Source organism: Thermosynechococcus sp. HY596, assembly GCF_030518715.1.
In the GTDB taxonomy this organism is placed as follows: domain Bacteria; phylum Cyanobacteriota; class Cyanobacteriia; order Thermosynechococcales; family Thermosynechococcaceae; genus Thermosynechococcus.
This window is the reverse complement of the sequence record NZ_CP130346.1, coordinates 1760717-1771946: the sequence shown is the minus strand read 5'-3', so window position 1 is coordinate 1771946 and position 11230 is coordinate 1760717. Positions and strand designations below refer to the sequence as shown.

Annotated in this window: 8 protein-coding genes and 3 pseudogenes; 6 read left to right on the top strand and 5 right to left on the bottom strand. The window is 54.1% G+C overall.

The window, feature by feature from the left end; translation table 11 throughout:
* Positions 1–10: 10 nt before the first annotated feature.
* From QYC28_RS08750 to QYC28_RS08735, 4 genes and pseudogenes are all read right to left on the bottom strand, one after another.
* Complete coding sequence (locus QYC28_RS08750) at positions 11–403, bottom strand: Fur family transcriptional regulator (RefSeq protein WP_149820036.1); 393 nt, start codon at positions 401–403, stop codon at positions 11–13.
* Between the two features lie 43 nt (positions 404–446).
* Positions 447–668: pseudogene (locus QYC28_RS08745) on the bottom strand (SAM-dependent methyltransferase); the annotation flags it as partial.
* Positions 669–801: 133 nt separating this feature from the next.
* Positions 802–2112, bottom strand: a complete 1311-nt coding sequence (locus QYC28_RS08740) for a folylpolyglutamate synthase/dihydrofolate synthase family protein (RefSeq protein WP_315863207.1) — start codon at positions 2110–2112, stop codon at positions 802–804.
* The gene (locus tag QYC28_RS08735; RefSeq protein WP_206201218.1) at positions 2082–2714 is read right to left on the bottom strand and encodes an MORN repeat-containing protein; all 633 of its coding nucleotides are present in this window, start codon (positions 2712–2714) and stop codon (positions 2082–2084) included. The genes QYC28_RS08740 and QYC28_RS08735 overlap by 31 nt, the downstream gene beginning before the upstream one ends.
* A 418-nt stretch (positions 2715–3132) precedes the next feature.
* On the opposite strand from QYC28_RS08735, the gene QYC28_RS08730 reads away from it, so the two are divergent.
* The 5 genes from QYC28_RS08730 (at position 3133) to purU (ending at position 10116) form a co-directional block, all read left to right on the top strand.
* A complete protein-coding gene (locus QYC28_RS08730) occupies positions 3133–3957 on the top strand; it encodes a carbohydrate ABC transporter permease (protein ID WP_315863223.1) in 825 nt (274 codons plus the stop codon).
* 187 nt (positions 3958–4144) lie between these two features.
* On the top strand, positions 4145–4456 hold the full coding sequence (groES, locus tag QYC28_RS08725) for a co-chaperone GroES (protein ID WP_149820030.1): 312 nt from the start codon (positions 4145–4147) through the stop codon (positions 4454–4456).
* 68 nt (positions 4457–4524) lie between these two features.
* Positions 4525–6162, top strand: a complete 1638-nt coding sequence (gene groL / locus QYC28_RS08720; RefSeq protein ID WP_149820028.1) for a chaperonin GroEL — start codon at positions 4525–4527, stop codon at positions 6160–6162.
* Between the two features lie 173 nt (positions 6163–6335).
* Positions 6336–9197: an excinuclease ABC subunit UvrA gene (gene uvrA / locus QYC28_RS08715; RefSeq protein WP_302679323.1), complete on the top strand. Its 2862-nt coding sequence runs from the start codon at positions 6336–6338 to the stop codon at positions 9195–9197.
* 43 nt (positions 9198–9240) lie between these two features.
* Positions 9241–10116 carry a formyltetrahydrofolate deformylase gene (gene purU, locus QYC28_RS08710; protein WP_206201223.1) on the top strand — a complete coding sequence of 292 codons (876 nt, stop codon included), beginning with the start codon at positions 9241–9243 and terminating at the stop codon, positions 10114–10116.
* A 7-nt stretch (positions 10117–10123) separates the two neighbouring features.
* Here the strand turns inward: purU and QYC28_RS08705 are convergent.
* A pseudogene (locus QYC28_RS08705) lies at positions 10124–10303 on the bottom strand (hypothetical protein); the annotation flags it as partial.
* Positions 10304–10381: 78 nt separating this feature from the next.
* Here QYC28_RS08705 and QYC28_RS08700 point away from each other — a divergent pair.
* Positions 10382–11229: pseudogene (locus QYC28_RS08700) on the top strand (IS630 family transposase).
* The last annotated feature ends 1 nt before the right edge of the window (position 11230 follow it).

Here is an 11230-nt window from a genome sequence, read left to right as displayed (position 1 = left end):
GAATACCGCTTCAGCGCTGCGCCATCACTTGGCACTTGGCACAAAGACCGAAAAACTCAAGGGTATGGTAGAAAATCTCAAAATGGTAGGACTGTTGTAGCTCAGCTTCTAAGTGCTGGACTGGGCAGCAGTTAATCTGAATCGATGCCCCACAGTGCAAACAGGTGAGGTAGTGTTGATCCTGCTGCACGAGGCTATAGACCAATTCGCCACTGGGCAACGCCCGTGCTTGCACCTCACCATTGATGCGCAGACTATCGAGGGTGCGATAGACCGTTGCTAGTCCTAGGGGAGTTTGCCGCTGCCGTAGTTCCAAAAATAGTTCCTGTGCCGAGAGCGCTCGGCCACTGGCTCTAAGGGCATCGAGAATAATGACTTGGCTACGGGTGCGTCGCGGCGGCATAGCAATAGGACAACGTTACCTTGATTTTACCGTTCCGCTCCGGTGGCAGATGGCAAAAAATAACAATAATCCCATCCCACGCATTTTCACCAAGGTCAACATCCCGCAGATCGCAGTGATAGGTAGTAATGGAAACTCCCCGTTCTTGAGCAAGATAGACGGCATTACGCCCTTCCCCTTCGGCGAGGGAGAGAATTTGCCCTTGGGGCACAAAGTCATGGGCATGGGCTTTGAGGAAATCGTTTGGCTCTGTGCCGTAGAAATAAGTGTCTCCTTATCAATCCGTTGGCATGAGTGCCCCTAGAGAGGTTCTGGCGGGGATGACTTTCGGGTCATCTAGTCAAGACTCTGTGAACGGGGAATCTCCTGCTATACGCCTAGCGTTAGCGGGATGAGCGTCAAAGTCTAGTTGCTTGAGAACCTTTGCTTGCGATCGCCCCCAAAACGCCAGCAATTAAGTAAAGGGAGCCACAGACCACACAGCGATCGCCTGCCCTATCGAGTGCCTCAGTCACCTCCTTAAAAAGACGGCATTCCCCTAACTCAGGGCAACAGGTGTAGGCAAGTGCCTTCAAGTCCTCTAAGTCAGCGCTAGCGTGATCCGGTACGGGTACCAACCACAGGCGATCGCCCCCTCGCAGGAGATGTTTGAGAATCCCCTCATGATCCTTATTGGCGAGCATCCCCACCACCCATGTCACCTCTGTCCAGCCCAGTTGATCCACGTATTGCCGTAGGTAGGCGGCGGCAGGAGCATTGTGGGCACCATCAATGAGCAGTTTGCGCCCTTGCCACTGTAACCATTGCAGTCGTCCCGGCCAGCGGGTTTGCGCCATTCCCTGTTGAATCGCTTCTCGGGAAATCTGCCAGCCTTGAGATTGTAACTGTTGTAGCGTGGCGATCGCGATCGCTGAATTGACCAACTGCATTTCTCCAGCCAAGGGCAAGGGGTACTCGATTCCACCCCAAATCGCCCATCCCGGCCGCTTTGCACACCACTGCGCTGGTTCTGGCCAGATCGCTGGGCACCCCAAAGCTTCCAAACGCTGCGCAATCACCGCCTCTGCCTCGGGGGGAACAGGGCCAATGACGGCTGGCACGCCCGGCTTGAGAATACCTGCTTTTTCGCCAGCGATCGCCCCCAAGGTATTGCCCAACCGCTGCCAATGATCCCAACCGATGGAGGTAATCACACTCACCAAAGGGGGCTGACATACATTGGTGGCATCCAAGCGCCCCCCCAAGCCCACCTCTATCACCGCCACATCCACCCGCTGCTGGGCAAAATACAACCATGCCGCCGCCGTGATCACTTCAAACTGACTGGGGGGATAAGCCACCTGTGGCAGTACCGCTTTAATGTGTTGAATCAAGGTCAAAAAGACCTCAGGGGCAATGGGTTCACCATCGACACAAATCCGCTCACACCAACTCAACAGATGGGGTGAAGTATAACGCCCCGTGCGATAGCCCGCCGCCCGCAAAACACTATCCAAATAGGCACACACCGACCCTTTGCCATTTGTCCCCGCAACGTGGATCAAGGGCACCTGTAACTGGGGAGACCCCAAAGCACTCAGCAGCGCTTGGATGGGTTCAAGGCCAAGGCGCACCCCAAAGCGGGCGTAGGGACTTAGCGCCGCCGTCAGCGGATCACTCACAGCCTGATTGAAGCAGATTAGCGGGGTTCGCGGCGACCATTGCGCCATGTGGCCACAATGCGGGAGCCATCCGGTAGCGTAAAGACCCCCTGTCCTTCAAATAAGCCATTGCGAAACTGTCCGGCATAGCTTGTGCCATCTCCGAAGGAGAGCGTTCCAGTTCCATGATACTTGCCCGCTAGAAACTGCCCCTCATAGCGGGTACCGTCGGGAAAGGTGAGCACCCCCTCCCCATGGTATTGACCATTGAGAAACGTGCCCTCGTAGCGTTGACCATTGGCCAGTTGGAGAGTGCCCTTGCCATTGAAGATGCCATCCACAAAACCCCCTTCGTAGCGTCCCCCATCGGCATAGGTGAGCACCCCCTGACCGTGGTAGCGTCCATTGCGAAATTCCCCTTCATAGCGGTTGCCATTGGCCATTGTGAGGATACCTTGGCCATTAAAACGACCATTGAGCAATTCCCCTTTGTAGGTGCTGCCGTCGGGAAGTGTCATGGTAACATCCCCGGTGACACGCCGCCCTTCATAGACGGCAATTTGGGCAGTTACAGGAGCTAAGTGCAGGGTTGCACATCCTAAACCAACAAGGCAAGAACTCATCACCCAGCGGTAAATAACAGCAGGATTTGGGTTGTACAGATGAGTCATTACTGGACACTCCACAAGGGTGGACAATTGCAACTTCTCTAACTGGCACAGCTTGTCTCCTATGCAAACTTGGGGAGGAAACTCAAAGCTTTGTCTTGGAATCGGTCTCTGTGCCTGCAGCACTTTGAATAAGCAAGTCCTCAGGAGGATGGTCAAACACTCTCTTGCGAGACGCAAAGGGTGGTATAGTGCTCCCTTGATAGCGTCTTGAGCAAAATCTTGATTGCAAGGATGTCCTCAAGCGCCCTCCCAACCCCCTGAGTGGGGCAGATAAATCTCTATGAAAGGGGGAAGGAGAATGTACCTCACTGGCAGTTAAAGCAGGGATGAGGGAGAATTGGACATGCAGCCCTCGCCAAGAGGCTGGCTTTCCGAAGGGCGCAGGGTTTTGTTTGGGGAGCGGAAGGTTGTGGATGGGCTGAAACGGCTCTTGGGCAGGGGTCACTCCTTGGGGTTGACCCTAGTATTGACACTGGGGGCGTTGCTGGTTCTCAGCCCCCTACTGGTGGTGCTCTGTACGTCGGGCTGGCCACCGGGAACCCTACCTACCCAATTGTTGCCACCCCAAGGCTGGACATGGCAGAGCTATCAGGCAGCATGGCAGCAGGGACACTTTATCTTGGCCTTTGCCAACTCAACGTTTGTGGCTTTGGCGGTAACGGCGCTCCAGTTGGTGACCTCAGCCCTAGCGGGTTACGCCCTTGCGCGACTTTCGTTTCCGGGGCAACAGACGATGTTGCTGCTGATGCTGGCAACCCTAGTGATCCCATTTCAACTTTTGGTAATCCCAATTTTCCTCATCCTCAAGGCGGGTCATCTGATCAATACCTATGGCGCCTTGATCTTGCCGACGGCGGCCAATGGCTTTGGCATCTTTTTGATGCGGCAGTTTTTTCTCACATTGCCCGTTGCCCTTGAGGAGGCCGCCCTCTTGGATGGAGCCAATCGCTGGCAAGTGCTCTGGCATATTCTCTTGCCCCTGAGCCGACCGGCCTTGGTCACACTCTTTATCTTCACCTTCATTGGGGAGTGGAATGATCTCTTTAAGCCCTTGGTCTTTACCACCAAGCCAGAGCTGATCACGGTGCAGCTTTCCTTGGCCAATTTTCAGGAGCAGTTCACCAATGATTGGCCGTTGATGATGGCGGCGGCGGTGATTGCCACTGTGCCAGTGATGATTTTGTTTATTTTGGGTCAGCGGCAACTGATTCGCGGCATTGCCACCACGGGGCTAAAGAGCTAAAGTTCCGTTCGGAAAACCGTACTGCAACAGGAGTTGCGATCGCCAACCCTCTCTCGCTACATTAGCACTCGAAGGGTGAGAGTGCTAAACAATTGCAAGTGATGCTCTTGCCCCCCAGAAACTGCGCGATGAGCCGTGCAGTGAGTGCTATCAATCCATACTCTTACAATTGGGAGAACAGTACGCTATGGCAGCCGTATCTCTAAGCGTTTCAACTGTGAAGCCTTTGGGCGATCGCATTTTTGTCAAAGTCAGCGAAAGTGAAGAACGTACCGCAGGGGGCATCCTCCTGCCCGACAACGCCCGTGAAAAACCCCAAGTGGGCGAAGTGACCGCCGTTGGTCCTGGCAAACTCACTGAAGACGGCAAGCGTCAGCCCATGGATGTGAAAGTGGGGGACAAAGTGCTGTACTCCAAATATGCCGGTACTGAAGTGAAACTGGCGGGCGAAGACTACGTTCTCCTCTCGGAAAAAGACATCTTGGCCATTGTTGGCTAAGTCGCTGACACTCCTTCATTTCTGTGCGATTTTTCATCACTGTTGAACGATTGAGGTAGGAAACACCTATGGCGAAGCGCATTATCTACAACGAAAATGCTCGTCGTGCCCTCGAAAAAGGGATGGACATCTTGGCTGAATCCGTGGCCGTGACCCTTGGTCCCAAAGGGCGGAACGTGGTTCTGGAGAAAAAATTTGGCGCTCCCCAAATTGTCAACGACGGGGTGACGATCGCCAAGGAAATTGAACTGGAAGATCACATTGAAAACACCGGTGTGGCGCTGATCCGCCAAGCCGCCTCGAAAACCAATGATGCTGCCGGTGACGGTACAACTACGGCAACGGTTCTTGCCCATGCCATGGTGAAAGAGGGGCTGCGCAACGTGGCTGCCGGTGCTAACCCCATTGCCCTGAAACGCGGGATTGACAAAGCCACCCACTTCCTTGTCGAAAAAATTGCTGAACATGCCCGTCCGGTGGAAGATTCCAAAGCCATTGCCCAAGTGGCAGCGATCTCTGCCGGTAACGATGAAGAAGTGGGTCGGATGATTGCCGATGCCATGGACAAAGTGGGCAAAGAAGGCGTGATCTCCCTCGAAGAAGGCAAATCCATGACCACCGAACTCGAGGTCACTGAGGGGATGCGCTTTGACAAGGGCTACATCTCCCCCTACTTTGCCACCGACACCGAGCGCATGGAAGCGGTGCTTGATGAACCCTTCGTGCTGATCACCGACAAGAAAATTACCTTAGTGCAAGATCTGGTGCCGATCCTCGAACAAGTGGCTCGCGCCGGTAAGCCGCTGGTGATCATTGCTGAAGACATCGAGAAAGAAGCCTTGGCGACCCTCGTGGTCAACCGTCTGCGCGGTGTCTTGAATGTGGCTGCGGTGAAAGCTCCCGGCTTTGGCGATCGCCGTAAAGCAATGCTCGAAGATATTGCCGTCCTCACAGCGGGTCAAGTGATCACCGAAGATGCCGGTCTGAAGCTGGAAAATGCCAAGCTGGATATGCTCGGTAAAGCTCGCCGCATCACCATCACCAAAGATCACACCACGATTGTGGCCGAAGGCAATGAAAAAGCCGTCAAAGCTCGCTGCGAGCAAATCCGTCGCCAAATCGAAGAAACCGACTCTAGCTACGACAAAGAAAAACTGCAGGAGCGGTTGGCCAAACTGGCCGGTGGGGTGGCCGTGATTAAAGTCGGTGCTGCCACTGAAACCGAAATGAAAGATCGCAAACTCCGTCTGGAAGATGCGATTAACGCCACCAAAGCCGCTGTGGAAGAGGGGATCGTTCCCGGTGGCGGTACCACCTTGGTGCACTTGGCGCCTGAGTTGAGCAACTGGGCGGCTGAGCACCTGACGGGTGAAGAACTGATTGGTGCCAACATTGTTGAGCGTGCCCTTAGCGCTCCCCTGCGTCGCATCGCTGAAAACGCGGGTCAAAACGGTGCCATCATTGTCGAACGGGTCAAAGAAAAACCCTTTGATGTGGGTTATGATGCCGCCAAAGATGAATATGTCAACATGTTTGATGCGGGCATCGTTGACCCTGCCAAAGTCACCCGCTCGGCTCTGCAAAATGCGGCCTCTATTGCCGGTATGGTGCTGACCACCGAGTGCATCATCGTTGACAAACCCGAACCCAAGGACAACAATCCTGCGGGTGCCAGTGCCGGCATGGGCGGTGACTTCGACTACTAAGCCCAATCCAGCGGTGAATCCCTCAGACTCACTGGGTTCACCGCAAGTAACCTAAGTCACACTCACAGCGGGGAAACCACACCCCGCTTTTTTATTGGATGGTGCCAAACGGGTCTGGCAGCGTTGCTATAATAACCCTCAAGTAACGTTTTTTAACATTCGCAGTTTGCAGCATGGGCGATCCAGTGCCTACGGGTGAAATTCGGGTTCGGGGTGCACGGCAGCATAATCTGAAAAACATTGACCTCGATCTGCCCCGCGATCGCCTGATTGTGATGACAGGGGTTTCTGGTTCCGGTAAGTCCTCTCTGGCCTTTGACACGATTTTTGCTGAAGGGCAACGCCGCTATGTGGAGTCCCTCAGTGCCTATGCGCGGCAATTCCTCGGCCAGTTGGATAAGCCGGATGTGGATGCCATTGAGGGGCTGAGTCCAGCGATTTCCATTGATCAAAAGTCCGCTTCCCACAATCCTCGCTCGACGGTGGGCACAGTCACGGAAATCTATGACTACCTGCGGCTGCTCTATGGCCGTGCGGGTGAACCCCATTGCCCCCATTGCGATCGCTCGATTCGCCCCCAAACCGTTGATGAAATGGTGGATCAGGTGATGCAGTTGCCCCCTCAGACGCGCTTTCAAGTTCTAGCTCCTGTTGTCAAGGGGAAAAAGGGCACGCATAAAAAACTGCTGTCGAGTCTTGCTAGTGAAGGCTTTGTGCGGGTTCGCATTAATGGCGAGGTGCGCGACCTCAGTGATGCCATTGAACTGGATAAAAACCATGCCCACACGATTGAAATTGTTGTCGATCGCCTTGTGCTGAAGCCGGGGATTGAGGAACGCTTAGCGGACTCGCTGCGAACGGCGTTGCACCATGCCAATGGTACGGCAATGGTCAGTGTGGTACCCCGCGAGGGTGAGGCTGAGGGTCAAACGCTCCTATTTTCCGAAAATTTTGCCTGTCCGGAGCATGGGGCCGTGATGGATGAGCTATCGCCGCGGCTCTTTTCCTTTAACTCCCCCTACGGTGCCTGTCCAGAGTGCCATGGCTTGGGCTATTTGCGCAAATTTAGCCCGGAGTTGATTGTCCCCAATCCTGAACTACCGGTCTATCTGGCGATCGCCCCCTGGGCCGAGAAAGAACATGATTACTACCTTGCTCTCCTCTGGGGCGTTGCTGAGGCCTTTGGCTTTGACATCCATACACCGTGGTACCGCCTCACGGAGTTGCAACGGGAGATTATCCTCTACGGCACCGATACCCCAATTCTCATCCCCGCCGATTCCCGCTATCGCAAACGGGACTATTACCGCCAATTCCAAGGGGTGATCCCAATTCTAGAGCGGCAGTACCGCGAGACCACCTCCGAGGCCTACAAGCAAAAATTGGAAGAGTACCAAGTCAATCAAACCTGCCCCGCTTGTGGTGGTCAACGCCTAAAACCCGCCGCCCTAGCAGTGCGCTTGGGGCAATATCGCCTCACGGATCTCACCAGTGTCTCGATTCGCGAGTGTTTGGCACGGCTGCGATCGCTCCAACTGAGCGCCCGCCAACAGCAGATTGCGGAGCTGGCCCTGCGGGAAGTGACCGCGCGATTACAGTTTCTCGTGGATGTGGGACTAGATTACCTGACGCTGGATCGCAGTGCGGCCACCCTCTCTGGTGGTGAAGCCCAACGCATTCGCTTGGCCACTCAAATTGGCTCTGGCCTGACGGGGGTGCTCTATGTCCTTGATGAACCCAGTATTGGCTTGCATCAGCGGGATAACGATCGCCTGCTGCAAACGCTGTTTCGCCTGCGGGATTTGGGGAATACACTCATTGTTGTCGAACACGATGAGGACACGATCCGCGCTGCCGATCACATTGTTGATATTGGTCCAGGAGCGGGAATCCACGGCGGCCAGATTGTGGCTCAAGGCAGCCTAGAGACAATTCTCAATCATCCCGACTCCCTGACGGGGGCTTATCTGTCGGGGCGCAAGCGCATTGAAACCCCCAGCGATCGCCGGCCGGGGAATGGTCAATCCCTGATTCTCAAACAGGTATCTCGCAATAATCTCAAGAACATCACCGTAGAAATTCCCCTCGGTAAGCTGGTGTGTCTGACGGGGGTATCGGGGTCGGGAAAATCCACCCTCATGCACGAAGTCCTCTATCCTGCCCTGCAGCACCATCTTGGTCACAGTGTGCCGCTCCCCAAGGGACTTGGCGAGATTGAAGGCTTAAATGCCATTGACAAGGTGATTGTCATTGACCAGTCTCCCATTGGGCGTACCCCCCGCTCGAACCCTGCCACCTACATTGGGGTGTTTGATGTTATCCGTGAGGTCTTTAGCCAAACCGTGGAGGCCAAGGCACGGGGCTATAAACCAGGGCAATTTTCCTTCAATATCAAGGGCGGACGCTGTGAAGCCTGCGCTGGCCAAGGGGTCAATGTGATTGAGATGAACTTTTTGCCCGATGTCTATGTGCAGTGTGAGGTGTGCAAGGGGGCACGCTACAATCGCGATACCCTGCAAGTGAAGTACAAAGGCTGCTCGATCGCCGACGTTTTGGATATGACCGCCGAGACGGCACTGGCCTTTTTTGAAAATATCCCCAAGGCAGTGAGCAAGCTGCAAACCCTCGTGGATGTGGGCTTGGGCTATCTCAAACTAGGGCAAACGGCACCCACCCTCTCTGGGGGCGAAGCCCAACGCCTCAAATTGGCTTCTGAACTGTCGCGGCGTGCCACGGGCAAAACGCTCTACTTGATTGATGAACCCACCACGGGGCTGTCTTTTTACGATGTGCATAAACTCCTCGATGTATTGCAGCGTCTTGTGGACAAGGGCAACTCGATTTTGGTGATTGAGCACAATCTGGATGTGATTCGCTGTGCCGATTGGATTATTGACCTTGGACCAGAGGGGGGCGATCGCGGCGGAGAGGTGGTTGCCGTCGGCACCCCTGAAGCGGTGGCACTGGTGCCCCAATCCTACACAGGGCAGTACCTCGCCAAGGTGTTAAATCGCGCCGCCAGTCCTCAGCAGTAGTAGAATACAGGTTGCTCTGCCTTGCTTTATTCCCTTTATTCCTATGTCCATGCCCACCATGACCCTCTGCATTTCCTGTCCTGATCAGCGGGGGTTAGTGGCCAAGTTGGCGCAGTTTGTCTATCGCTACAACGGTAACATTGTTCATGCTGATCACCACACGGATGCTGTCGCGGGCATTTTTCTCTCCCGCCTCGAGTGGGAACTAGAGGGCTTTGAAATCCCCCGCGATCAGATTGCTGCCACATTTATCAACTATGCACAGCGGGAAAAAGTCTTTGCCAGTTGGCAAGGGGTGCGCTGGCAGTTGCGGGCGTCGGATATTCCCTATCGCTTGGCCATTTGGGTGAGCCGCCAAGATCATTGCCTGTGGGATTTGCTGCTGCGGCAGCGAGCGGGGGATCTCTTTGCGGAAATTCCCCTGATTATCAGTAACCATGAGCATTTACGTCCCATTGCCGAACAGTTTGGCATTGACTTTCACTATATCCCTGTAACGCCAGAGACCAAGCCCCTTGCCGAAGCCAAGCAGCTGCAACTGCTCAAGGACTACAACATTGATCTGGTGGTGCTGGCCAAGTATATGCAGGTGCTCAGTCCAGAATTTATTGAGGCCTTTCCCCAAGTGATCAACATTCACCATTCATTTTTGCCTGCCTTTGCGGGGGCGAATCCCTACCACCGTGCCTATGAGCGGGGGGTAAAAATCATTGGTGCCACGGCCCACTATGCTACAGCGGATTTGGATGAAGGACCGATTATTGAGCAGGCAGTTGTGCACATTAGCCATCGCGATACGGTGGCAGATCTGATTCGCAAGGGCAAGGATTTAGAACGGGTGGTCTTGGCACGGGCAGTACGGCTGCATTTGCAAAATCGGATTCTGGTGTATGGCAATCGCACGGCAGTCTTTGCCTAGGCGCTAATCAGGGGGCAGTTGCCTTTTTGCTGAGGAGCTTGAACTTTGGAAGCTGTTGGACAATCTGGAGCGTTTCGACGCTCACTCGCACCACGCGCTTCAGTAAGTCAATAATGTAGCGGGGATCTGCTGACCAGTCGTTGGGGTCATTGCGAATTTGGCTGTCTTTATCCACAGTGACTTGATATAGCCATTTCGAAAGGAGATGAGATATTTTCAAGAGGGATAGGCTATACTCAAAGAGTCATGAATGTTACTCAAGAATATGAGCTATAGCTTGGACTTACGAGAGCGGGTTGTCTCCTATATCAAGCAAGGTGGCAAAATCAGTGAAGCGACTCAAATTTTTCAGGTGAGCCGCGCCACTATCCATCGCTGGCTGAAGCGAGACGACTTAGCCCCCACAGTTGTCCCCCGTCGTCCTTGGAAGTTGGATTGGGCGGCCTTAGCAGCCGATGTTGCTGCCCATCCCGATGACCGTTTAATCGACCGTGCCCAGCGATTTGGCGTTCAAGTTTCCACCATTAGTTATGCCCTCGCCCAGATGGGCATCACCCGAAAAAAAAACAGATGCGTTACCAAGAACGGTGTGAAGAAGAGCGGCAAGCGTATCAACAACAGCTCGACACATGGGTAGAGAGCCATGGGGAGGAAACGGTAGTCTATATCGATGAGACGGGGTTTGACTCTCGAGTAGAGTGTGAGTATGGGTGGTCAGCGCGAGGCCAACGAATTGATGGAGAGCGAGCGGGGAAGCGTCAGAAAAGAGAGAGTTTAGTCGCAGGACGGTATAGACACCAGAAAGACTTCATCGCCCCAATGCTGTTTTGCGGATACTTGAATGCGGTAGGGTTTGTGAGCTGGCTGAGTCAGTACTGTTTGCCGGCATTAAAGAGACCTTCGTTGTTGATTATGGATAATGCACCGATTCATCCGAAAGGGGCGATTCAGGAAGCGGTCAAAGCGGCGGGTCACGAGGTGTTATTTTTACCGAAATACTCTCCTGATTTGAATGTAATTGAGCACGACTTCAGTGCGCTGAAGCGAGCGCGGATGTATGCAGGGTCAAACAGTTCAATTGATGAGTTGATTCGCAAGTATTGTGCTGGATAAT

What these genes read in the sequence shown, in the direction of transcription:
- QYC28_RS08750 (WP_149820036.1), bottom strand. Translation starts at nt 403, where the DNA reads ATGCCGCCGCGACGCACCCGTAGCCAAGTCATTATTCTCGATGCCCTT.
- QYC28_RS08740 (WP_315863207.1), bottom strand. Translation starts at nt 2,112, where the DNA reads ATGGCGCAATGGTCGCCGCGAACCCCGCTAATCTGCTTCAATCAGGCT.
- QYC28_RS08735 (WP_206201218.1), bottom strand. Translation starts at nt 2,714, where the DNA reads ATGACTCATCTGTACAACCCAAATCCTGCTGTTATTTACCGCTGGGTG.
- groES (WP_149820030.1), top strand. Translation starts at nt 4,145, where the DNA reads ATGGCAGCCGTATCTCTAAGCGTTTCAACTGTGAAGCCTTTGGGCGAT.
- groL (WP_149820028.1), top strand. Translation starts at nt 4,525, where the DNA reads ATGGCGAAGCGCATTATCTACAACGAAAATGCTCGTCGTGCCCTCGAA.
- uvrA (WP_302679323.1), top strand. Translation starts at nt 6,336, where the DNA reads ATGGGCGATCCAGTGCCTACGGGTGAAATTCGGGTTCGGGGTGCACGG.
- purU (WP_206201223.1), top strand. Translation starts at nt 9,241, where the DNA reads ATGTCCATGCCCACCATGACCCTCTGCATTTCCTGTCCTGATCAGCGG.